Here is a 21,781-nt window from a genome sequence, read left to right as displayed (position 1 = left end):
TGGAGGTGCCCGCATGGCAGAGCGCACGTTGCGAGGAGCGCGACTCGGAGGGCAGTCCTTCGAGGACGAGCGCGGCATCGAGTTCGCCGCGCGTCAGCAGGTGGGCTACCGCTGCGCGCAGGACCACGAGTTCGAGATCACGATGTCCGTCGAGGCCGACATCCCGGCGACCTGGGAGTGCCCCCGCTGCGGGTCCGAGGCGCTGAGCACCGCCGGCATCCTGCCGGAGGAGAAGGTCGAGAAGCCGGCGCGCACGCACTGGGACATGCTGCTGGAGCGTCGCTCCGAGGGCGAGCTCGAGGAGATCCTCACGGAGCGCCTCGAGATGCTGCGCGGCGGCGAGATCGGGCCGGCGCACCTGCACCGCTCGGGTCGCAGCAAGGGCTGACGTCCCCGCGGGTCAGGCCCGGGGCCCCTCGTCGGGGTCCACGACCTCGCCCCGCACCACGTCGTCGCGCCCGGCAGCCCCGGGCGCCGCGGACGACCTGCCCCCCGGGGTGGGCCACGAGCCCGCCGGTACGCCGTACCGGCGGGCTCGCCGCATCAGCAGGGCCCGCAGCGGGCGTCGTACGACGGGACGCGCCACCAGGAGCAGCAGCCCCACGAGACCGTTGACGAGCCCGGGCACGATCATCAGGCCCGCGCCCACGACGACGAGCACGCCGTCGAGGAGGTCGTCGGCCGGCGGACGCCCGGAGCGGGCCGCGTCCAGCGCCGCGCGCCACGAGCGGCGCCCCTCACGACCCAGCAGCGCGACCCCGCCCACGGTGGAGGCCACGAGCAGCAGCGCGGTCGGCAGGACGCCGATCCACCCGGCCACCAGCACCACCGCGGCGACCTCGAGGACCACGCCCGCCAGGAGCGGCAGCACGAGGCGCAGCCGGCGCAGGCGCGCCGCGCGGACGCTGCCGGCCGGCCGGCGACCGGCGGGGCCGCCGGGCCGCCCCGGCCCTCCCCCGGGCGTCAGCGGGACGTGCGACGCGGAGCTCACGGGCGGCGGCGCTCGCGCACGAACCGGCGCAGCTGACGTCGGCGCTCCCGCAGGCCCCAGCGGGTGATGCGCCGCAGCGACTCCCCCGCCACCGCGCCCGTCATCTTCGACTCGCCGCGCTCGCGCTCGACGAACTCGATCGGCACCTCGGTGACGACGAGACCGGCCTGCAGCGTGCGCCAGGTGAGGTCGGTCTGGAAGACGTAGCCGGTCGACTGCACGGACGCCAGGTCGATCTTCTCGAGCGTCGTGCGGCGGAAGAGGCGGAAGCCGGCGGTCGCGTCCCGCACCCGGATGCCGAGCAGGAGGCGCACGTAGAGGTTGCCGCCGCGCGAGAGCGCCATGCGGCTCCACGGCCAGTTCACCACCGAGCCGCCGCGCACCCACCGGGAGCCGATGACGAGGTCGGCCGACGCGAGGGCGTCGAGGAGCCGGCCCAGCTGCTCGGGCTGGTGCGAGCCGTCGGCGTCCATCTCGCCGACGACGTCGTAGCCGCGCTCGAGCGCCACGGCGAAGCCGTGGAGGTACGCCGCCCCCAGTCCGGCCTTCTCGGTGCGGTGCAGGACGCTCACAGCGGGGTCCGCGGCCGCGAGGCGATCGGCGATGGCGCCGGTGCCGTCCGGCGACCCGTCGTCGACCACGAGCACGTCGAGCGCGGGCTGCGCGGCCCGCACCCGGGCGACGACCGCCTCCAGGTTGAGCGCCTCGTTGTAGGTCGGCACGACGACCACGCCGCGCCCCAGGTCGCTGTGGCTCATCCCACGGTCTCCCTCGTCGTGCCTGCGGTCCCCCGGGCCCCTGCGGACCCGGTCTGGTCGGTCTGCCCTGCCGGGCCGGTCGTGCCCCCTGCCTGTGCCTGTGCTGGGGCGCCGTCGTGCCCGCCGTCCACGGTACGCCGCCGCAGCCGCGCCCCGCCGAGACCGGCGAGCACGAGGCCGAGCAGGGGCAGCACGGTGGCGGCGGTGACGCCCGCGGCGATCCACGGCCCGAGCCGGAGCCCGGGGGTCACCACGTCGTTGAGCACGACCGAGGCCTCGACGACGCCCCGCGTGCGGCGGTCGATGGAGCTGACGACCTCGCCGTCCGGGGCGACCACGGCGCTCTGGCCGTTGATGGCGGCCACGACGAGGTACTTGCCGGACTCGATCGCCCGCAGGCGCGTGATCTCGAACTGCTGGTCGACCTGGTGGGTGCGGATGAACATGGCGTTGGAGGTCTGCACGGTGAGCACCTGGGCCCCCGCACGCACCTGGTCGCGGAACCCGTCGTCGTACGCCACGTCGAAGCAGATCGCGTTGCCCACCCGGATGCCGGCGACCTCCAGCGGGGTGTCGCGCGTGCCCGCGACCATGTCGCGCGGGATCAGGTCGAAGTCGTCGACGATCGAGGCGAGGCCGGCGTTGCGGAACGGGATGAACTCGCCGAACGGCACCGGGTGGCGCTTCGCGTAGCGGTCGCCGGGGCCGGTGACGTCGTCCCACACGATGCCCTGGTTGAGCACCTGGCCCTCGGCCGGCGCGTCGACCATGCCCCCGACGACGACGGGCACGCCGACGGCGGCGACGGCCTCCTCGATGCCCGCGGTGGTCGAGCGGTCGGTGAAGGGGTCGACGGCGGTCGAGTTCTCGGGCCACAGCACGAAGGCGGGCGTCGGGGAGGTGCCGGCGGCGATGCGGTCGGCCAGCTCGACGGTGGTGCGGACGTGGTTCTCGGTGACCTCGCGGTGCACGGGCACGACGTCGTCACCGGCCCCGGGCACGTCGCCCTGGACCGCGGCGACGGGCACCACCGGCCCCGTCGTGGGCACCTCGTAGGGCCGGAGCGCGGCGAGCGCGACGACGGCTCCCAGCACCCCGAGGGGTACGACGAGCCGCGCCACCCGGCGCCGGTCCCGACCGAGCGCGCGACCCTCGGCGCGCAGGGCCACGACGGCCGCGGCCAGGAGGGTGCCGAGCAGGGCCAGCACGAGGCTGGTGCCCGCGGTGCCCACCCAGGGCAGCAGCGCGGAGAACGGGGTGTCGGCGGTGCCGAACGCCAAGCGGCCCCAGGGGAAGCCGCCGAACGGCCAGGTGCCGCGGAGCTCCTCGCAGGCGACCCACGCGGCGGCGACCCACAGCGGCCAGCCCCGCACGCGCTGCAACGCCATGACGACCGGGCCCAGCAGCGCGTAGTAGAGCGTCTCGATGAGGGAGAGCGCGACCCAGGCCTCGGGCCCGACGGCGCGCATCCACCACAGGAGCGCGAACTGGAAGGCGGCGCCGAACAGCGTGCCGAGGGCCAGGGCCGTGCGCACCCGCGTGCCGCGGACGGCGAGCGCGAGGCCCGCGACGGCCAGCGGGCCGCACAGGACGAGCCCCACGGGGTCGAACGCGGCGGATCCGACGAGGCCCGCCAGCACCGCCAGCAGCACGCGGAGGCGGGACGACGCGGGCATGCGGGGAAAGGTAGCCCACCCGACGTGACGCCCCGGGATCGTCGGCGTGAACTCGCGGCGACCCTCCGCAGGGCGGAGGGGGTCGGCGTGGCCTTCGGACCGACGCGGGCCCGGCCGGCTGCCGGGACCGAGAAGTTGTCTACGGACCACGCAACCCCCTCCGCGTCCACCACCGCAGCGAGGGACCCGAGCGAGTCGGCCGGCCGGTCGGGAAGTGGTGCGCGACCCGTCGACCCACCGCTCGGCATCTCGGCTCCCACGCGCGAACTGCCCTAGGTGAACCCGGCACAGACTTCCGGTGACCCCGGAGTGTGTCAATGTTGCGCTGACCTGGGCCGATGCACTATCAGCGCAGGTCAGCGCGGGGAGGGCCCCGCCCGAATTTCTCCGCGTTTCCCGTGCCCGCGCGGCGTGTCGCCGCCGGACACGCCGTCGTGCGGGCTAGGCCGCCTCGGGGCCCGGGACCACGACGGTCCCGGACGCCCGGGTCGCGAGCAGCGGCTCGTCCAGCAGCACGGCCGCGCCGGGGCGCCCATGGGTCCCCGCACCCCGGGCGACGACCCGCAGCTCGAGCGCCAGGCGACGGGAGCGACGCCCCACGGCGACCAGCTCGGCGCGCACCTCGACGACGTCCCCGGCCCGCACGGGGGCGAGGAACTGGACGTCGTCGTAGGAGGCGAACAAGCCCTCGTCGCCGTCCGTGCGGATGCACATCTCCGTGGCCACGTCGCCGAACAGCCCGAGGCCGAAGGCACCGTCGACCAGGCCCCCGGCGTAGTGCGCGTGGGAGTGCGCGACGTAGCGGCGGTGGGTGACGACGGTGCCGACGACGGGGCCGACGACGGGGCCGACGACGGGGCCGACGACGGGGCCGACGACGGGGCTGACCGAGGGGCCCGTCCCCGGGGCGGTCACGCCGCCACCCGCCGACGCACGCGGTCGACGAGGAAGCTCGCGACCTCGCCCGGGGTGGTGCCGCGGGCGAACACCCGGTCGACGCCGAGCTCGTCGGCCATCCGCTCGTCGAAGCGGGGCCCGCCCACCACGAGCAGCGGCCGCCGGGCGGGCGGGTAGGCCTCGCGGAAGGCCGCCGCCATCTCGCGGGTGTTGAGCAGGTGCGCGTCGCGCTGCGTGACCACCTGCGAGACGAGCACGGCGTCCGCCTGCTCGGCCACGGCCGCGGCGACGAGGGCGGGCACGGCGACCTGGGCGCCGAGGTTCACGACCTTGATCTCCCGGTAGTACTCCAGCCCCTTCTCCCCCGCGAACCCCTTCACGTTGAGGATGGCGTCGATGCCGACCGTGTGGGCGTCGGTGCCGATGCAGGCGCCCACCACGACGAGGCGCCGCTGCAAGGTCTCGCGGATCGCGAGGTTGGCCTCCTTGGGGCCGAGCAGCGGGTAGTCGCGCTCGACGACCTCGACCCGGGCGGTGTCGACGACGTGGCGCACGCGGCCGTAGACGACGAAGAAAGTGAACCCGTCGCCGACGGGCCGGGCGTGCACGACCATCGCCGGGTCCATGCCCATCTTCGCGGCGAGCTGCTCCGCGGCGCCCTCCGCGACCTTGTCGTGCGGCAGCGGCAGGGTGAAGGAGAGCTGCACCATCCCGTCGCCGGTGGTGTCGCCGTACGGGAGCACGCGGCGCCCCGGTGACGCGCCCGCGTCCGGCGGCGGCGCGGGGGTCGGGGGTGCCGGTACGTCGGTGCGGGCGTCGGTCGGTGCGCTGGTCACGTCGCCTCCAGCAGGTCGGTGGCCGGGTTGTGGTAGTCGTCCGCCTTGACGCGGACGCCGTCGAGGCCGCGGCCGCCGTCGGGCGGGCGGCGCATGAGGCCGAAGGTGCCGTCGGCGATGGCGTCGAGCAGGCCCCGCTCGTGCGTGAGGATCCGCTCGAGCAGGTCGACGGACTCGGCGAGCACCTGGTGGGCCCGCTGGACGATGACGCCGTCGGGGGCCGGGTGGAAGTCCTCGTGGAGGCGGCCGGCGGCGTCGAGGACGTAGCGGACGTTCTGCAGGGCCAGGTCGCGGTCGGAGAGCCAGGGCGTGACGACGGCCTCCGTCATCATCCCGACGAGCAGGATGCCCTGACCGGTCAGGGCGCCCGCGAGGTTGAAGAACCCGTCGAGCAGGTAGCCGCGGAAGACGTCGCCCGTCATGTGCCGCGTGGGCGGCATCCACTTGAGCGGGGCGTCGGGGAAGAGCTCCCGGGCGAGCAGGGCGTGCGCGAGCTCCAGGCGGAACGAGTCGGGCACCGCCGGGTCGATCTCGAAGGCGTGGCCGAGGCCGAGCTGCCAGGTCTCCAGGCCCGCCTCGCGGGCGAAGAACTCGTTGAGCAGCTGGCTCGTCGTCACCGTGTGCGCCGCCTCGACCGCGTCGGCGGTCGTGAGGTAGTTGTCCTCGCCCGTGTTGATGACGATGCCTGCGCGGGCGTGCACCTGCCGGCTGAACCGCTGGTCGACGAAGGTGCGCACCGGGTTGATGTCGCGGAAGAGGATCCCGTACATCGAGTCGTTGAGCATCATGTCGAGCCGCTCGAGGCCGGCGAGCACGGCGATCTCGGGCATGCACAGCCCGCTGGCGTAGTTGGTGAGCCGCACGTAGCGGCCCAGCTCGCGGCTCGTCTCGTCCAGCGCGGCGCGCATGAGCCGGAAGTTCTCCTGCGTCGCGTACGTGCCGGCGAAGCCCTCCCGCGTCGCGCCCTCCGGCACGAAGTCGAGCAGGCTCTGCCCGTGCTGCGGATCACCGCGATGACGTCGGCCCCGGCGCGGGCGGCGGCCTGCGCCTGGGGCACGTCCTCGTGGATGTCGCCCGTGGCGACGATGAGGTAGATCCACGGGGTCCGCGGCGCGTCCCCCACCTCGCGCAGCTGTCGGTCGCGCTCGGCACGCCGGGCATCGACCCGGGCCAGGCCCGCGGCGACGGGGCCGTCCGCGGCCGCACGGGCCGCGCGCGCGTCGGCGCCCGTCGGCAGCGGAAGCGCACCGAGCCGGCGGCCGCCTTCTGCGCCAGGGACGGCAGGTCGTCGGCCTCCCCGCGCAGCAGGGCGTCCCACACCGGCACGACGACCCCGTGCGCGAGCGCCTCCTCGCCGAGGTCCTCGCCCAGCACGTCGACGAGCCGGTTGACCCAGGGCGTGCCCTCCGCGTCCGCGCCGGGCAGGCCCGCGAGGCGCAGCGTGGCCCGCTCGACGGCGACGGTGGTGTGCGCGCGGGCGAGGTCGACCACGGGCTGCCCGACGCGGGCCGCGAGCTCGCGGGCCCGCCGTACGGTCGCGGGCGGCAGGTGCAGCTTCACCGGCGGGCCTCCCGCTGCTCGAGCAGGGCGCGCACGGCGGGCACCGTGCGCACGAGGTCGAGGGCGTACGCCGCGTGGCCCGGCACGTAGCCGTTGCCCACGAGCATCGTCACGTCGGCCGCGAGGCCCTCCGCGCCGAGCGCCGCGGCGGTGAAGGACGTGGCCATGGAGAAGAAGACGACCGTGCCGCGGTCGGCGGTGGCGAGCACCGCGCCGCCCTCGCAGCCCGGCACGTCGACGCAGACGACGGTGACGTCGGCCGGACCCCCGCCGGCGGCGACCGCGTCGCGCAGCGCGACCGGGTCCCGCGCGTCGGCGAGCACGACCGCGTCCGCGAGCCCGGTGGCCTCGAGCGCCGCCCGCTCCGCCTCGACGGGGACGACGCCGACCACGCGCGCCGCTCCGGCCTCCCGGGCGGCGGCCAGCGACAGCGAGCCGGACTTGCCCGCGGCGCCCACGACCGCCACCACCGGGGCGCGCCCGTCGCGTGCGCGGTGGTCCGCCACGACGCGGCGGGTGAGCGCGGGCGCGCCGCAGACGTCCATCACCGCCAGGGCGAGGTGGTCGGGGAGGTCGCCGGGGAGCACGGCCGCGACCGAGCGGCCGAACAGGATGGCGTGCCCGTCGGTGGGCACCTGCTCGCCGCGCCCGTCCCACCGCTCCAGGCCGTCGGCGAGCACCAGCGGGGTCAGGGACAGGGAGACGAGCGTGGCGACGCGGTCCCCCACCCGCAGGCCGAGCGGGGAGCGCGGCCCGACCTCCTCGACGGTGCCGAGCAGCATGCCGCCGGAGCCCGTGACGGGGTTCTGCATCTTGCCGCGCTCGGCCACGATCGCCCCCACGTGCGCGCGCAGCGCCGGCACGTCGAGAGCCCCGTCAGGCCCCCGGTGCTGCTCGACGAGCTGGCGGTGGGACGCCGCGTCGAGGTTGAGCCGCTCGACCCGCACGCGCACCTCGTCGTCCGCCACCTCCGGGCGGGCGTCCAGGCGCGTGGCGGCCTGGGGCAGCACGCGGGGACGGTCGAGCACGCGGTGCAGGCCGACAGGATCGGCGGCGGGCAGGGCCTGCTGGGTCAACGACATGGGGCGACTCCCGGTCTGGACGACAGATCGTCCGGCGTGATGATCGACACGCAGGACGATCTCCGCCTACTGTGGCAGAGGCCGCCTCCCGCGGCAACGACCACGCCGACACGTCCGGAGGGACCCATGAGCCTCGACAGCGCGACCGGTCCGGTGGGCACGCCGCAGCCCTACGTCTACGCGCGCACCGAGCTGGTGGAGCCCGACTGGCGCCGGTTCCCGGGCTGGCGCGACGTCACCGCGCAGGAGTGGGCCTCGGCGCAGTGGCAGCGGGCGCACTGCGTGAAGAACGTCCGCCAGCTGCGGGACCTGCTCGGGGACCTCGTCGACGACGCCTTCCACGCCGACCTCGAGCGCGACCAGGCCGAGACCGCCACCATGTCGATGCTGCTGCCGCCCCAGATGGTCAACACCATCGCGGCGCACGTGAGCCCGGCAGGGCCCGGCTCGCTGACCGCGGCCTGGTACGCCGACCCCGTGCGGCACTACATGCTGCCCGTGCACTCCGACCGGCGCACCGACTGGCCCTCGCACCCCCACGCCGCGCGCGACTCGCTCCACGAGCACGACATGTGGGCCACCGAGGGCCTCACCCACCGCTACCCCACCAAGGTGCTGGCCGAGCTCGTCGCCACCTGCCCCCAGTACTGCGGGCACTGCACACGGATGGACCTCGTCGGCACCTCCACCCCCGCGGTGCCGAAGCTGAAGTTCGTCGGGCGTCCCGGCGACCGGCTCGAGGACATGCTGGCCTACCTGCGCCGTACCCCCGCGGTGCGGGACGTCGTCGTCTCGGGCGGCGACGTCGCGAACATGCCGTGGCCCCGGCTCGAGGCGTTCCTCGACGCGCTGCTGCAGATCGACACCATCCGCGACGTGCGGCTCGCCACGAAGGCCCTCGTGGGCCTGCCCCAGCACTGGCTGGCCGACGACGTGCTGGCCGGGGTGGAGCGCGTGGCGCGCACGGCGCGCTCGCGCGGGGTGTCGCTGGCGCTGCACACCCACGCCAACCACGCGGCCTCGGTGACGCCGCTGGTGGCCCGTGCCTCCCGCGCGCTGCTGGAGGCCGGCCTGCGCGACGTGCGCAACCAGGGCGTGCTGCTGGCCGGGGTCAACGCCGACGCCCACGACCTGCTCGACCTCAGCTTCGCGCTGCTCGACGGGGCGGGCATCACGCCGTACTACCTCTACCTGTGCGACATGATCCCGGCCGCCGAGCACTGGCGGGTCTCCGTCGCCGAGGCGCAGCGGCTGCAGACCGCGATCATGGGCTACCTGCCCGGTTTCGCCACGCCGCGCATCGTGTGCGACGTGCCGTTCGTCGGCAAGCGCTGGGTGCACCAGGTGTCGTCGTACGACGCGGTGCGCGGCATCACGGGGTGGACGAAGAACTACCGCACGTCCATCGAGGCCGACGACCCCGCGGCGCTCAGCCGCGAGTACCACTACTACGACCCGATCCACACCCTCGGCGAGGAGGGCCGGGCGTGGTGGCGCGAGCAGCAGGCCCTCACCGCCGCGGGCGCGGTGCCGGCCGGGGTGTGAGCCGGGGCGTGAGCCGGGGGGAAGGCCGGGGGAAGGCCGGGGGGAAGGCCGGGGTGACACCGGGCCTCAGGTGACGGGGCGGTTCTCGTAGAACGTGGTCAGCACCATCGTCGTGCGCGTCGACACGTTCGCCGCCGCCCGGATGCGGGCCAGCAGGCCCTCGAGGAGCGCCGGGGTCTCGACCCGGGCCTTGAGGATGTAGGACTCCTCCCCCGCGACCGACCAGCACGACTCGATCTCGACGATGTCGCGCAGCCGCTCGGGGCAGTCGTCCGGCTGCGAGGGGTCGATGGGGCGGATCGAGATGAACGCCGTGAGCGGCAGCCCCAGCTGGTCGTAGTCGATCGTCGCGCCGTACCCGCGGATGAGGCCCCGCTGCTCGAGCCGCTTCACCCGCTGGTGCACGGCCGACGTCGAGAGTCCCGTGCCCCGCCCCAGCTCGGTGAAGGACATCCGGCCGTCCTGGGCGAGCAGGGCGAGGATCTTGCGGTCCGTCTCTTCCACGCCGGACAGGCTAACCACTCGTGGCAGGATCGGCGCGTGCCCCACCGTGCCCCGCGCCTCCTGCTGCTCGACACCGCGTCGCTCTACTTCCGCGCCTTCTTCGGCGTCCCCGACTCGATGCGGGCGCCGGACGGCACCCCGGTCAACGCCGTGCGCGGCCTCATGGACTTCGTCACGCGGCTCGTCGGGGAGTACCAGCCCACCCACCTGGCCTGCTGCTGGGACGACGACTGGCGCCCGCAGTGGCGCGTCGACCTGCTGCCGACCTACAAGGCGCACCGCGTCGTGGAGGTGCGGGAGGCCGACCCCGACGTGGAGGAGGTGCCGGACCCCCTCGAGCTGCAGGTGCCGATCATCCGCGAGGTGCTGGCGGCCTGGGGGCTGCCCGTCGTGGGCGCGCCCGAGCACGAGGCCGACGACGTCATCGGAACCCTGGCCACCGGCGCGGGCATGCCGGTCGACGTCGTCACCGGCGACCGCGACCTCTTCCAGCTCGTCGACGACGCCGCCCGGGTGCGCGTGCTCTACACCGCCCGGGGCGTGGGCCGCCACGAGCGCGTCACCGAGGACGTGGTGCGGGAGAAGTACGGCGTGCGCGCCTCCCAGTACGCCGACTTCGCCACCCTGCGCGGCGACGCCTCCGACGGGCTGCCGGGCGTCAAGGGTGTCGGCGACAAGACCGCCGCGACGCTCCTGGGCCGCTTCGGCGACATCGCCGGCATCCGCGCGGCGGCCACCGACCCGGCGGCCGACATGGCGCCCGGCGTGCGGGCCAAGGTCGCCGCGGCGTCGGACTACCTCGACGTCGCCCCGCAGGTCGTCGCCGTGGTGCGCGACCTGCCCGTGCGCGACGTCGACCTGCGCATCCCCGGCTCCACGTTCGACGCCGACGCAGCGGCTGCGCTCACCGAGCGCTGGGACCTCGGCACCAGCGCCGAGCGGCTCACGGCCGCGCTCCTCGCGCTGGACTGAGCGCCCGACCGGCGCCCGACGGGCGCCCGACGGGGCGCCCGACCGGGGCCGCCGTACGGTGGAGGTCATGGCACGCATCGCAGTCGTCGGAGGAAATGGTCAGATCGCCCGCCACCTGCACCCCCTGCTGGTGGCGGCCGGGCACACGCCGGTCGCGCTGGTGCGGACACTGGCCTACGCGCCCGACCTCGAGGCGCTCGGCGCCGAGGTGCGCGAGCTCGACATCGAGAACAGCACGACGCGCCACTACACGGACGCGATGACGGGCGTCGAGGCGGTCGTCTTCGCGGCGGGGGGCGGACCCGACGGCAAGATCGAGCGCAAGCGCACCGTCGACCTCGGCGGCGCGCTCGGCACGATCGCCGGGGCACGGGAGGCCGGCGTGCGCCGCGTCGTGCAGATCTCCGCCATCGGCGTCGACCAGCCCGTCCCGGACGACACCGAGCCGGTGTGGAAGGAGTACGTCGCGGCGAAGCGCGACGCCGACAAGGCGCTGCGCGCCTCGGGCCTGGACTGGACGATCATCCGCCCGGGCGGTCTCACCGACGACCCGCCGACCGGTTCCGTCACCCTCGCGAGCGAGGTCGAGCGGAGCACCGTCACGCGCGCGGACGTCGCCGCCGTCGTCGCCGTCTGCCTCGGTGACGCCCGCTCCGTCGGCCGCCAGTGGGAGCTCGTCAACGGTCCCTCCCCGATCGCCGAGGCCGTGGCCACCGCGGAGTGACCCGCGGGCTGCCTCAGCCCAGCACGATCCTCACCGGCTCCTCGCCCTGGCGGGGGGCCGGTCGTGCGTCGTGGGCCAGCAGCGCCATGCGGCGCACGTCGTGGCGGGTCGCGCCGTACCGCAGCCCCTCCCGCTCGACGCCCTCGGGCACGAACCCGACGGCCTCGGCCACGGCCGCCGAGGCCGGGTTGTCGACGCGGTGGCCCAGCTCCAGGCGGTGCAGGCCCAGCTCGTCGAAGGCGTGGGTGACGACGGCGGCGAGCGCGCGACGTACCAGCCCGCGGCCCCGCACCGCGCCCGAGGAGAAGTAGGAGACCCAGGCGGTGTCGTGGGTGCGCGCGACGTCGGTCAGCGCGACGTTGGCGACCGGCACGCCGTCGTCGAGCACGGCGAAGGCGTAGCGCTCCCCCGCCGCCGGGTCGGGCTGCCACGCGAGCATGCGCTCCACGCACGCGGCGGCGTCGGCGAGGTTGCGCACCGGCCACGGGTACTGCCGGTCCAGGTCGTCCGAGGCCGAGAAGATCGCCAGCACCGCGGGCGCGTCGTCCAGGCGCCACGGCCGGAGCACCGGCCCGCTCACACCTCGGTGCCGAGCGTGCTGAACGCGACGATGCCGCGGTCGAGCAGCCCGGCGGCCTCCCGGGCGGTACGGCGCAGCGCACCGTCCTGCGTCGCGTTCGCCACCTGGTCGACGACGTCGAGCAGCTGCTTGACCACCCGGACGAAGTCGCCCGCCGGCATGCCGGTCTCCCGCAGGATGTCGTCGAGGTCGTCCCCCCGCGCCCAGGCGAGGGCGGGCCAGGTGAACCCCGCGTCGGGCTCGCGCAGCTGGTCGAGCTTGTGGCGGCGCTCGAGCGCCGACAGGTCGGCCCACAGCCGGCGCGTGGTGCTGACCGCGTCCGCGACCGGACCGGCCGGGATGCGCGGGCCGCGGGGGTCGTCGCTGCGCCGGGACTCGAAGACCAGCACGGAGAGCGCCGAGGCCAGCTCGGGGGCGTTCAGGCCGCTCCACGTGCCCGCCCGCAACGCCTCCGCCGCGACGAGGTCGAGCTCGGAGTAGAGCCGCATGAGGGCGCGGCCGCGGTCGGTGACCTCGTCGTCCTCGAGGTAGCCGAGCGTCGTCAGCACCTCGCTGACCCGGTCGAACTGCCGCGCGATCGTGTTGGTGCGGGACTCGATGCGCCGGCGCAGCGTCTGCGCCTCGGCGTCGAGCTTCGCCCAGCGCTCGGCCCAGCGGGCGTGGTCCTCCCGGTCGGGGCAGTCGTGGCACGGGTGGGCCCGGACCTCGGCGCGCAGCCGGGCGACCTCGGCGCGCTGCGCCTCGTCGACACCGTCCGCGCCGTCGCGGCCCGTCGGGGCAGTCGGCGGCGGCACCCGCAGGGTGCGCACGTGGTTGCGCAGGGTCGTCGCCAGGTCGCGGCGCATCCCGGGGTTGCGGCCGTCGAACGACTTCGGCACGCGGATGCGGCTGAGCGCCCGCACGGGCTCGGGGAAGTCCATGAGGCCCAGGCGCCGGGCCTGGCGCTCGACCGTGACCACGGAGGGCCGCGGCTCGTCCTCGCCGAGGCCGGGGTCGACCACCACGGCGAAGCCGGCGAACTTGCCGGCGGGCACGTGGATGACGTCGCCGCGCTTGAGGCGGACGAGCGAGCCGACGACCTCGCCGCGGCGGTCGAGGCGCCGGGCGCGGGCGCCCGCCTTCTCGGCCTCGCCCACGCGGCGGCGGAGCGCGGCGTACTCCATGAAGTCGCCCTTGTCGCACGTCGCGGCCTCCGCGTAGCCGGTGAGAGCGTCGTCGCTCTTGCGCAGCTGGCGGGCGAGCCCGACGACGGCCTTGTCGGCCTGGAACTGGGCGAAGGAGCTCTCCAGCAGCTGGCGGGAGCGGTCGGTGCCGAAGCGGTGCACGAGGTTGACGGCCATGTTGTACGACGGGCGGAACGACGAGCGGAGCGGGTAGGTCCGCGTCGAGGCGAGGCCGGCGACCTCGGCCGGGTTCATCCCCTGCTGCCACAGCACGACGGCGTGGCCCTCGACGTCGAGCCCGCGGCGCCCGGCGCGGCCGGTGAGCTGCGTGTACTCCCCCGGCGTGATGTCGGCGTGGGTCTCGCCGTTCCACTTGCTCAGCTTCTCCAGCACGACGGTGCGGGCGGGCATGTTGATGCCCAGCGCCAGGGTCTCGGTGGCGAAGACGGCGCGCACGAGGCCGCGCACGAACAGCTCCTCCACGCACTCCTTGAACGTGGGCAGCATGCCGGCGTGGTGGGCCGCGACGCCGCGGGCCAGCCCCTCGGCGAACTCGTCGTGGCGCAGCACCTTGCGGTCGGCCCGCGGGAGGTGGGCGGCCCGCTCCGCGACGTACGCGCGGATCTCGGCCTCCTCCTCGGCGGTCGTCAGCCGGATGTCGGCCTCCAGGCACTGCTGCACCGCGGCGTCGCAGCCGGCCCGGCTGAAGATGAAGGTGATCGCCGGCAGCAGCCCGGCGCGCTCGAGCCGCTCCACCACGTCGGCCCGGCTGGGCACCCACACGCGCCGGCCGTTGCCGACGTCGCGGCCCCGCCCGGCGCCCGCGCCGCCCTGGGTGCGCCCGCCCCGTTGCCCGCGCGGGGCGCGGCGGTCCCGGACCCGCACGCTCGCCCAGTCGTCGCGGGCGACGCGCAGCAGCTGCGGGTTCACCTTCGCGCCCGCACCGGCGAACCCCGCGGCGGCCTGCGCGTCGTCGCGCGCGAAGAGGTCGTGGAGGTGCCGCCCGACCATCACGTGCTGGAACAGCGGGACCGGGCGGCGCTCCTCGACGATCGTCGTGGTCTCGCCGCGGACGGTGGCCAGCCACTCGCCGAACTCCTCCGCGTTGGAGACCGTCGCCGAGAGGGAGGCCACCGTCACCGACTCGGGCAGGTGGATGATCACCTCCTCCCACACCGCGCCGCGCGAGCGGTCCGCGAGGTAGTGGACCTCGTCCATGACGACGTAGCCCAGGTCGGCGAGCGTGCGCGACCCGGCGTAGATCATGTTGCGCAGCACCTCGGTGGTCATCACGACCACGGGGGCGTCGCCGTTGACGGCGTTGTCGCCGGTCAGCAGACCGACCTGCTCCGCGCCGTACCGGTCCACGAGGTCCGCGAACTTCTGGTTCGACAGCGCCTTGATCGGGGTGGTGTAGAAGCACTTGCGGCCCTGTGCGAGGGCGAGGTGGACGGCGAACTCGCCGACGATGGTCTTGCCGGAGCCGGTGGGCGCGGCCACGAGGACGCCGCGGCCCTCCTCGAGCTCGCGGCAGGCCCGCAGCTGGAAGTCGTCGAGCCCGAAGCTGTAGTGGTCGGCGAACGCCCGCAGCTCGGGGTGCGCCCGCCCGGCCCGGAACGCGGCGTAGCGCTGCGCGGGGCTGAGGTCGTCGGTGTCGTCGGGTGCGCCGGCGCCGCTCACGCGAGCACCTCCACCGCGGCGGGGACGGTCGTGACCGTCAGGGGCAGCGGGCCCACGGGCTCACCGTCGGCGTACGCCGTGATGCCGGCCGCCGCCACCGTCACCGACCGCACGCGGTGGTGCTCGTACGCCGGGTGGCCCGTGTGGGTGCCGCGGTAGAGCGAGGGGAAGGCGCGGACGAGCCCGCGCCGGTCGAGGGACCGCACGACCACCACGTCGAGCAGCCCGTCGTCGGTGCGGGCCCCCTCCGTGATGCGCAGACCCCCGCCGAAGGACGAGGTGTTGCCGACAGCAGCGAGCACGGCCTCCACCGTACGCACCTGCCCGTCGAGCTCGAGGGTGTACCGGCGCGGCTGGAGGTGGCGCAGCTCGACCGCGGTGGCCAGCACGTACCGCGACGGGCCCCGCGGCCACGTCATCGCGGCGGCGCGGTCGGCGACGAGCGCGTCGAAGCCGCACGCCACGACGGTGGCCACCCACCGGTCCCCCACCCGGGCCAGGTCGAGGGTGCGGCGGGCGCCGCCCACGACGCGGTCGGCGGCTCCGGCCGGGTCGGCGGGGATGCCCAGCTCGCGTGCCAGGTCGTTGCCGGTGCCGGCGGGTACGACGCCCAGCGCCGTGCCCGTGCCCGCCACGTGCTGCAGCGCCAGGTGGACGGTGCCGTCCCCGCCGCAGGCCACGAGGGCCTCGACCCCGCCCGCGACGGCGTCGCGCGCCAGCGCGCTCGCCTCCTCCGCGCTGCCGCCCACCAGGTCGAGCACCTCGAACCCGGCGCGGCGCAGACGCGGCAGGGCCACCTCCCGGGCAGCGGCGCCCCGACCGCGGCCGGCCCCCGGGTGGGTGAGCAGCGCGATACGTCGCACGGTGCTCAGATCGGTGAGGGCTGGTCGTCGGGGAGGCCGGCGAACGGGGACCGCGCGGCCTTCCGCTTGTCGAGGAAGCGGGCGATGACCTCGGAGATCGCGACCAGCACGCACATCGGCCCGGCGAGGAAGAGCATCGTGAACGGGTCGGTGGACGGCGTGGCGAGCGCCGCGAACACGAAGATCCCGATGACGAACCACGCCCGGTACTGCCCGATCGTGCGGCCCGGGAGCACGCCCACGAGGTTGAGCAGCACGAGGAAGACCGGGATCTCGAAGGAGATGCCGAAGACCAGCAGCGTGCGCACCAGGAAGCTGAGGTAGTCGCCGAACTCCACCAGGTTGGTCAGGTCGGCCTGGGTGAACCCGATGAGGATCTCGAGGCCCTTCGGCAGCGTCAGGTAGCCGACCGCGACGCCGGCCATGAACAGCGGTCCCGCGATGGCCGCGAACACCCGGCTCCACTTGCGCTCGTGCGCGTGCAGTCCCGGGAGGATGAACGCCCACACCTGGTAGAGCCAGTACGGGCTCGTCGCCACGACGGCCGCCAGCCCGCACAGCTTCAGGTAGAGGATGAGGGGCCCACCGACGCCCGCGATGGTCGCCTGCGTGCTCGTCGAGTCGTCCAGCGCCGCACGCGCGGACTCGTAGGGCTGGAGGATGAGGTCGAAGATCTGGTCGAAGAAGAACAGGGCCACGACGAACGCCACCAGGAAGGCGACGAGCATCCGCAGCACCCGACCGCGCAGCTCACGGAGGTGGTCCGAGAGGGCCATCCGGCCGTCCGTGCCGACCTCGTGCTGCGGCTGGACCGAGAAGAAACGCAGGAGTCCCTTGATGGCCACGGCGCTCGGTGGGACCGATCAGCCGTTGGTGGTGTCGCGGCGCTCCGGGCGCACGACGTCGGCGTCCTCCACGGGACGCGTCTCGGTGCGGGCCGCCGGGATCCCGCGGGGCTCGTCGTCCAGCGTCGCGGACGAGGCGCCCTCCTTCGGGGTGTCGTCGTCGTCGCGCAGGCCCTTGGTCTCGGACTTGAAGATGCGCAGCGCCTGACCGGTGCCGCGCGCCAGCTCGGGGAGCTTCTTCGCCCCGAACAGCAGGATGACCACGAGCACGATCAGGACGAGCTCCCACCCGCCGGGCATTGCGATCAGGGGCTGAGTCATGGCTTCCTCACGTGGGGGACGACGGACGACCCCTCCATCGTACGGGACGTCACCGGTAGTGGCGGAGGGCCTGCCGCGCCCGCTCCGCGAGCTCGTCGCCGGGGCCCGCCGGGGCGAGCACCCGGGCGTGCGGCGCGAGGCGCAGCAGGAGGCGCTGGAGCCAGCGCGCGTCGGCCACGCGCAGGTCGACCTCGACCGCCCCGTCGCCCGCCGGGCGCACCGCCTCCACCGGGTAGTAGTCCGGCACCCACCGCACCTCCGCGTCGAGGCGCAGGGTGACGAGGGTGCTGCCCGGCGGCGGCACGAAGAGCTGCTCGGGTCCGGCCTCCGGGTCGCTCGGCGCCACCTCGTCGTGCTCCGTGGCCACGGGGGTGGGCAGCACACGGGCGGCGTGCACGCGGTCCACGCGGAAGGTGCGCGGCGCGTCCGCGGTGTGGCACCACGCCTCGAGGTAGAGCAGCCCGCCGTGCTCGACGAGCCGCGCCGGGTCGACGACCCGGGTGGAGACCTCGTCGCGGCTCGGCACGTGGTAGTCGATGGTGAGCTGGCGGCGCGCGGCGACGGCCTCGCGCAGCGTGTCGACGATCTCGGCGTCCCGCCCGCGCACCGCGGGCCCCTCACCGGGGTCGATGGTGGCGGTCTGGCCGCCCAGCGCGGTCTCGATCTTCAGCAGCGCCCGGTCGACGACGTCGCGCGTGGCCGGCGCCGCGTGGGTGCGCAGCACCCGCAGGGCCACGACCAGGGCGGACGCCTCCGTCGGCGAGAGCCGCAGGGGCCGGTCCAGGTAGTCGGCGTTCGACATGCGGATCAGCCGGTCGCCGTCGGGCTCGACGAGCGCGTCGATGTCGACCTCGATGAGGTCGTCGGGGTACCCGCCGGGCAGACCGCAGAGGAACAGCACGCGCAGGTCCTTGACCACCTGCTGCGGCGTCACGCCGAGGTCGCGGGCGGCCTGGTCGACGTGCACCGCGCCCCGGGCGTTGAGGTAGGGCACGAGGGCCAGCATCCGGCCCACCTGCTCGCGGGACCCGGCGCCGCTCACGGCGTCCCCCGGCGTGGCGCCACGCCGAGGCCGTCCAGCAGGGCCTCGAGGCGGCGTACCACCTCGTCGCGCAGGCGCGCCGGCTCCTCGACGACCACGTCGGGGCCGTGCTCGAGCACCGCCTCCACGACGCTGGGTCCGGACCCCTCCAGGCGCACCCGGTCCCAGGTGGCCCCGTCGGGACCGGGCACGCCCGGGGTCACCTCGACCGCGTCCCGGCGCAGGGCGAACCCGGTGCCGGGCCGCACGAGCAGCACGGCCGGTACGCCGGTGGGCGGCGGCGGCGCGAGGCGTCGGGCCACCTCGCCGACGTCGACGCCCTCGGGCGGCACGAACGCGTCCCGGCGACCGGTCATCCGGGCCTCCCCCACGATCCGGGAGAGGCGGAACACCCGCTCCTCCTGGCGGTCGACGTCGCGGCCCACGACGTACCAGCGGCCGCCGTGGCGCACGAGGCCCCACGGCTGCAGGTGGCGCTCGACGGGCGCGTCGTCCTTGGTGCCGCGGTAGTCGAAGACGACCTCGCAGCGCACGTGCACGGCCTCGACGAGCACGTCGAAGGCGGGCTCGGCCGCGCCGAGGCGCGGCGGCGAGATGCCCAGGTCGGCGCCGTCGTGGCGCTGGCCCTCCAGGGGGACCGGCACGCCGGCGGCCGACAGCTTGCGCACGCCGGCCAGCGTCGCGTCCGCGAGGCGGGCGCTCTCCCAGACCTGGGTGGCCACGCCCAGCACGGCGGCCTCGTCGGGGTCCAGCACGACGTCGGGCAGCGCGAAGTCGCCGGGGCGCACCAGGTAGCCCGGCTCGTCCTCGAACAGCACGTCGCGCTGGCCCACCTCGAGCGGGACGCCCAGGGAGCGCAGCTCCTCCTTGTCGCGCTCGAACATCTTCTCGAACGCGTCGTCGCCGGCGTCGGGGTAGAGCTCGGCCCGGATGCGCTCCTTCGGCACGTGGGTGCGCTGGACCAGCAGCATGATGAGCAGCTTCATCAGCCGCTCGCTGCGGTTCGCGCTCATCGCGTCACCTCGGGCCCGCGGGAGGGGTCACCCGGTGGTCGCCGGGGCGGTCGGCTCGGTGGCGGCGGGGTCCTCGGTGGTGGTGGGGTCCTCGGTGGCAGCCGGGTCCTCGGTCGCGGCGGGGTCCTCCGTGGCGGCGGGGTCCTCCGTGGGCTCGACGACCGGCTCGGGCAGCACGACGGAGCCGAGCACGTCGACGACGAAGTAGAGGGTGTCGGTGCCGGCGATGCCCGCGGCCTCGTTGCCCGCCTCGCCGTACCCGAGGGCCGGCGGGACCACGAGGATCACGCGGGAGCCGGCGGCCAGGCCGACGAGCCCCTCGTTCCAGGCCTCGATGACGGCGGCGTTCGGCCCGCCGACGACGAAGGACCGGGGCAGCCCGCCGCTGTAGGACTCGTCGAAGGGCGCCTCGCCCTCGTAGACCTGGCCCAGGTAGTTCGCGATGAGGGTGGCGCCCTCCTCGACGACGGGGCCGTCGCCCTCCACGAGCGGGATGACCTGCAGCTCGTCGGTGGGCGGCGTCGCGCCGGCGAAGTCGAAGCCGGTCACCTGCGCGCCGTCCTCCACGAGCGCGGGCGTGCCGGCGGGCGGGGCGACCTCCTCGCCCGAGGGGCCGTCCGCGGCGCGGGCCAGCACGTCGACGACGTAGACCACCCCGTCGGCGTTGCCGATGCCGATGTTGGGCTGGCCCGTCTGGCCGAACGCGTCGTCGGCGTCGGAGGTGACGAGCACCCGCGAGCCGGCCTTGACGCCGTCCACGCTCTCGACGATGGAGGTGGGCAGCGCGCCCGTGAGCGGGTCGAGCACGACGCTCACGGCGGACTGCTGCAGCGCCGCCTTGACGGCCGCCGACGGGGCGTCGGAGCTGACGGGCAGGAGCCCGGGCTCGTACTCGAACGTGGAGAACGCCTCCTGGCCCGTGTAGCCGTTGCCGACCCACACGTGCAGCATGGCGACGTCGCCCTGCTCGACGACCTCGCCGTCACCCTCGACGAGCACCTCGGAGGCGAACCCGTCGGGCTCCACGACGTCCTCGATCTCCACCTCGGGCGCCTGGCCGAACTCGCCCGACACCGTCACGAGGTCGAGGCCGTCGCCCGCCTCCTCCTCGCCGCAGGCGGCGAGGGCGGTCAGCGGGAGCACCGCGGTGAGCAGGAGGGCCGAGGGTCGTCGGACCGACCGGGCAGCGCGCACGAGGACACCTTCTTCGAACGTTCGGGGAGACGGCCGCGGTCACCCTACCGGCCGGGGCGTGGCGCCCTGCCGCCGCCTCGCCCGCCCCTGCGCGCCGGTCTCACATGCCGTCGACGAGGCGCTGGACCCGCTCGTCCTCGGAGCGGAACGGGTCCTTGCACAGGACCGTGCGCTGGGCCTGGTCGTTGAGCTTGAGGTGCACCCAGTCGACCGTGAAGTCGCGCCGGCGCTCCTGCGCCTTGCGGATGAACTCGCCGCGCAGCTTGGCGCGGGTCGTCTGCGGCGGCACCGACTTGGCCCGGAACGTGGCGAGGTCCGTCGTCACCCGGGCCGCCTGGCCCCGGCGCTGGAGCAGGTAGAAGAGGCCGCGGTCCCGGCGGATGTCGTGGTAGGCGAGGTCGAGCTGCGCCACCCGGGGGTGGTTGAGCGAGAGCCCGTGCTTGGCGCGGTAGGCCTCGATGAGCTTCCACTTGATGACCCAGTCGATCTCCGTGTCGACGAGGCCGAGGTCGTCGGACTCGATCGCCTTGATGCCGCGCTCCCACAGGTCGAGGGTGCGCTCGATGACCGGCGTCGAGATGCCGCGACGGTCGACGAAGTCGCGCGCCTTCGACAGGTACTCCGACTGGATCTCGAGCGCGCTCGCCTCCCGCCCGTTCGCGAGGCGCACCTTGCGGCGCCCGGTGGTGTCGTGCGCGATCTCCCGGATGGCCCGGATCGGGTTCTCCATCGTGAGGTCGCGCATCACCACGCCCTCCTCGATCATCCGCAGCACGAGGTCGCAGCTCGCCACCTTGAGCAGGGTGGTCGTCTCGCTCATGTTCGAGTCGCCGACGATCACGTGCAGGCGCCGGTACTTCTCGGCGTCCGCGTGCGGCTCGTCGCGGGTGTTGATGATGGGGCGGCTACGGGTGGTGGCGCTGCTGACGCCCTCCCAGATGTGCTCCGCCCGCTGGCTGACCGAGTACGTCGCGCCCCGCGGCGTCTGCGTGATCTTCCCCGCGCCGACGACGATCTGGCGCGTGACGAGGAACGGGATGAGCACGTCGGCCAGGCGGCTGAACTCGCCCGCGCGGCCCACCAGGTAGTTCTCGTGGCAGCCGTAGGAGTTGCCAGCCGAGTCGGTGTTGTTCTTGAACAGGTAGATGTCGCCGGCGATGCCCTCGTCGTGCAGCCGCTGCTCCGCGTCGACGAGCAGGCCCTCGAGCACCCGCTCCCCCGCCTTGTCGTGCGCCACGAGCTCGGCGACGTCGTCGCACTCCGGCGTCGCGTACTCCGGGTGGCTGCCGACGTCGAGGTAGAGCCGGGCGCCGTTGCGGAGGAAGACGTTGCTGCTGCGGCCCCAGGAGACCACCCGGCGGAAGAGGTAGCGTGCCACCTCGTCGGGGCTCAGCCGGCGCTGCCCCCGGAACGTGCACGTGACGCCTTCCTCGTTCTCGACCCCGACGATCCGACGGTCCATGCACGAACACTACGACCACCCTCCTCACGCCGCGGGCGGCTCCGCGTGCCGACACGCGGAGCCGCCCGGGCGC

Annotated in this window: 20 protein-coding genes and 2 pseudogenes; 4 read left to right on the top strand and 18 right to left on the bottom strand. The window is 74.9% G+C overall.

Annotation, left to right across the window (positions count from 1 at the left end):
- The first annotated feature begins 13 nt into the window (after nucleotides 1-13).
- Nucleotides 14-388: an RNA polymerase-binding protein RbpA gene (locus tag INN71_RS12670; protein ID WP_277500468.1), complete on the top strand. Its 375-nt coding sequence runs from the start codon at nucleotides 14-16 to the stop codon at nucleotides 386-388.
- A gap of 12 nt (nucleotides 389-400) precedes the next feature.
- Here INN71_RS12670 and INN71_RS12665 read toward each other — a convergent pair whose 3' ends face one another.
- From INN71_RS12665 to INN71_RS12630, 8 genes and pseudogenes are all read right to left on the bottom strand, one after another.
- On the bottom strand, nucleotides 401-991 hold the full coding sequence (locus INN71_RS12665) for an FxsA family protein (RefSeq protein WP_301800697.1): 591 nt from the start codon (nucleotides 989-991) through the stop codon (nucleotides 401-403).
- Nucleotides 988-1,749 (bottom strand): polyprenol monophosphomannose synthase, encoded by a 762-nt coding sequence (locus INN71_RS12660; RefSeq protein ID WP_277501447.1) that lies wholly within the window; start codon nucleotides 1,747-1,749, stop codon nucleotides 988-990. The genes INN71_RS12665 and INN71_RS12660 overlap by 4 nt, the downstream gene beginning before the upstream one ends.
- On the bottom strand, nucleotides 1,746-3,425 hold the full coding sequence (lnt, locus tag INN71_RS12655) for an apolipoprotein N-acyltransferase (RefSeq protein ID WP_301800693.1): 1,680 nt from the start codon (nucleotides 3,423-3,425) through the stop codon (nucleotides 1,746-1,748). The genes INN71_RS12660 and lnt overlap by 4 nt, the downstream gene beginning before the upstream one ends.
- 441 nt (nucleotides 3,426-3,866) lie before the next feature.
- The gene (locus INN71_RS12650; protein ID WP_301800691.1) at nucleotides 3,867-4,340 is read right to left on the bottom strand and encodes a hotdog domain-containing protein; all 474 of its coding nucleotides are present in this window, start codon (nucleotides 4,338-4,340) and stop codon (nucleotides 3,867-3,869) included.
- Nucleotides 4,337-5,158: an OAM dimerization domain-containing protein gene (locus INN71_RS12645; protein WP_301800689.1), complete on the bottom strand. Its 822-nt coding sequence runs from the start codon at nucleotides 5,156-5,158 to the stop codon at nucleotides 4,337-4,339. The genes INN71_RS12650 and INN71_RS12645 overlap by 4 nt, the downstream gene beginning before the upstream one ends.
- Nucleotides 5,155-6,476: pseudogene (locus tag INN71_RS12640) on the bottom strand (lysine 5,6-aminomutase subunit alpha). The gene INN71_RS12645 and the pseudogene INN71_RS12640 overlap by 4 nt, the downstream one beginning before the upstream one ends.
- A pseudogene (locus tag INN71_RS12635) lies at nucleotides 6,458-6,718 on the bottom strand (lysine 5,6-aminomutase subunit alpha); the annotation flags it as partial. The pseudogenes INN71_RS12635 and INN71_RS12640, both read right to left, overlap by 19 nt.
- Nucleotides 6,715-7,800 (bottom strand): L-erythro-3,5-diaminohexanoate dehydrogenase, encoded by a 1,086-nt coding sequence (locus INN71_RS12630; protein ID WP_277501442.1) that lies wholly within the window; start codon nucleotides 7,798-7,800, stop codon nucleotides 6,715-6,717. The pseudogene INN71_RS12635 and the gene INN71_RS12630, both read right to left, overlap by 4 nt.
- Nucleotides 7,801-7,926: 126 nt before the next feature.
- On the opposite strand from INN71_RS12630, the gene INN71_RS12625 reads away from it, so the two are divergent.
- On the top strand, nucleotides 7,927-9,345 hold the full coding sequence (locus tag INN71_RS12625; RefSeq protein ID WP_301800687.1) for a KamA family radical SAM protein: 1,419 nt from the start codon (nucleotides 7,927-7,929) through the stop codon (nucleotides 9,343-9,345).
- Between the two features lie 66 nt (nucleotides 9,346-9,411).
- Here the strand turns inward: INN71_RS12625 and INN71_RS12620 are convergent, their stop codons facing one another.
- Nucleotides 9,412-9,849 carry an Lrp/AsnC family transcriptional regulator gene (locus INN71_RS12620; protein WP_277501440.1) on the bottom strand — a complete coding sequence of 146 codons (438 nt, stop codon included), beginning with the start codon at nucleotides 9,847-9,849 and terminating at the stop codon, nucleotides 9,412-9,414.
- A 36-nt stretch (nucleotides 9,850-9,885) separates the two neighbouring features.
- Between INN71_RS12620 and INN71_RS12615 the strand changes: the two genes are divergently transcribed.
- Nucleotides 9,886-10,821 carry a 5'-3' exonuclease gene (locus tag INN71_RS12615; protein WP_301800683.1) on the top strand — a complete coding sequence of 312 codons (936 nt, stop codon included), beginning with the start codon at nucleotides 9,886-9,888 and terminating at the stop codon, nucleotides 10,819-10,821.
- 67 nt (nucleotides 10,822-10,888) lie between these two features.
- Complete coding sequence (locus INN71_RS12610) at nucleotides 10,889-11,545, top strand: SDR family oxidoreductase (RefSeq protein WP_301800681.1); 657 nt, start codon at nucleotides 10,889-10,891, stop codon at nucleotides 11,543-11,545.
- A gap of 13 nt (nucleotides 11,546-11,558) precedes the next feature.
- Here INN71_RS12610 and INN71_RS12605 read toward each other — a convergent pair whose 3' ends face one another.
- From INN71_RS12605 to pafA, 9 genes are all read right to left on the bottom strand, one after another.
- Nucleotides 11,559-12,113 (bottom strand): GNAT family N-acetyltransferase, encoded by a 555-nt coding sequence (locus tag INN71_RS12605; RefSeq protein WP_301800680.1) that lies wholly within the window; start codon nucleotides 12,111-12,113, stop codon nucleotides 11,559-11,561.
- Nucleotides 12,114-12,121: 8 nt separating this feature from the next.
- Complete coding sequence (locus tag INN71_RS12600) at nucleotides 12,122-14,968, bottom strand: RNA helicase (RefSeq protein ID WP_301800678.1); 2,847 nt, start codon at nucleotides 14,966-14,968, stop codon at nucleotides 12,122-12,124.
- Nucleotides 14,965-15,831 carry a diacylglycerol kinase family protein gene (locus tag INN71_RS12595; protein ID WP_277500856.1) on the bottom strand — a complete coding sequence of 289 codons (867 nt, stop codon included), beginning with the start codon at nucleotides 15,829-15,831 and terminating at the stop codon, nucleotides 14,965-14,967. The genes INN71_RS12600 and INN71_RS12595 overlap by 4 nt, the downstream gene beginning before the upstream one ends.
- Before the next feature lie 5 nt (nucleotides 15,832-15,836).
- The gene (tatC, locus tag INN71_RS12590) at nucleotides 15,837-16,676 is read right to left on the bottom strand and encodes a twin-arginine translocase subunit TatC (RefSeq protein ID WP_277500857.1); all 840 of its coding nucleotides are present in this window, start codon (nucleotides 16,674-16,676) and stop codon (nucleotides 15,837-15,839) included.
- Nucleotides 16,677-16,694: 18 nt separating this feature from the next.
- Nucleotides 16,695-16,976, bottom strand: coding sequence for a Sec-independent protein translocase subunit TatA (gene tatA / locus INN71_RS12585; protein WP_346813248.1), 282 nt, complete (start codon nucleotides 16,974-16,976; stop codon nucleotides 16,695-16,697).
- Nucleotides 16,977-17,046: 70 nt separating this feature from the next.
- Nucleotides 17,047-18,039 carry a YafY family protein gene (locus tag INN71_RS12580; RefSeq protein ID WP_277500859.1) on the bottom strand — a complete coding sequence of 331 codons (993 nt, stop codon included), beginning with the start codon at nucleotides 18,037-18,039 and terminating at the stop codon, nucleotides 17,047-17,049.
- A complete protein-coding gene (locus INN71_RS12575; protein ID WP_277500860.1) occupies nucleotides 18,036-19,052 on the bottom strand; it encodes a YafY family protein in 1,017 nt (338 codons plus the stop codon). The genes INN71_RS12580 and INN71_RS12575 overlap by 4 nt, the downstream gene beginning before the upstream one ends.
- 27 nt (nucleotides 19,053-19,079) lie before the next feature.
- Nucleotides 19,080-20,246: an FKBP-type peptidyl-prolyl cis-trans isomerase gene (locus INN71_RS12570; protein WP_301800674.1), complete on the bottom strand. Its 1,167-nt coding sequence runs from the start codon at nucleotides 20,244-20,246 to the stop codon at nucleotides 19,080-19,082.
- Nucleotides 20,247-20,346: 100 nt separating this feature from the next.
- Complete coding sequence (pafA, locus tag INN71_RS12565) at nucleotides 20,347-21,708, bottom strand: Pup--protein ligase (RefSeq protein ID WP_301800671.1); 1,362 nt, start codon at nucleotides 21,706-21,708, stop codon at nucleotides 20,347-20,349.
- Nucleotides 21,709-21,781 lie beyond the last annotated feature (73 nt).

It is taken from the genome of Nocardioides sp. ChNu-153 (assembly GCF_030466625.1).
Taxonomy (GTDB): Bacteria; Actinomycetota; Actinomycetes; order Propionibacteriales; family Nocardioidaceae; genus Nocardioides.
This window is presented reverse-complemented; position numbering and strand designations above follow the sequence as displayed.

Bases quoted from the DNA above. Each gene is read 5' to 3' on its own strand.
- INN71_RS12670 (WP_277500468.1), top strand. From the start codon at position 14: ATGGCAGAGCGCACGTTGCGAGGAGCGCGACTCGGAGGGCAGTCCTTC.
- INN71_RS12660 (WP_277501447.1), bottom strand. From the start codon at position 1,749: ATGAGCCACAGCGACCTGGGGCGCGGCGTGGTCGTCGTGCCGACCTAC.
- lnt (WP_301800693.1), bottom strand. From the start codon at position 3,425: ATGCCCGCGTCGTCCCGCCTCCGCGTGCTGCTGGCGGTGCTGGCGGGC.
- INN71_RS12630 (WP_277501442.1), bottom strand. From the start codon at position 7,800: ATGTCGTTGACCCAGCAGGCCCTGCCCGCCGCCGATCCTGTCGGCCTG.
- INN71_RS12625 (WP_301800687.1), top strand. From the start codon at position 7,927: ATGAGCCTCGACAGCGCGACCGGTCCGGTGGGCACGCCGCAGCCCTAC.
- INN71_RS12610 (WP_301800681.1), top strand. From the start codon at position 10,889: ATGGCACGCATCGCAGTCGTCGGAGGAAATGGTCAGATCGCCCGCCAC.
- tatA (WP_346813248.1), bottom strand. From the start codon at position 16,976: ATGCCCGGCGGGTGGGAGCTCGTCCTGATCGTGCTCGTGGTCATCCTG.
- INN71_RS12575 (WP_277500860.1), bottom strand. From the start codon at position 19,052: ATGAGCGCGAACCGCAGCGAGCGGCTGATGAAGCTGCTCATCATGCTG.
- pafA (WP_301800671.1), bottom strand. From the start codon at position 21,708: ATGGACCGTCGGATCGTCGGGGTCGAGAACGAGGAAGGCGTCACGTGC.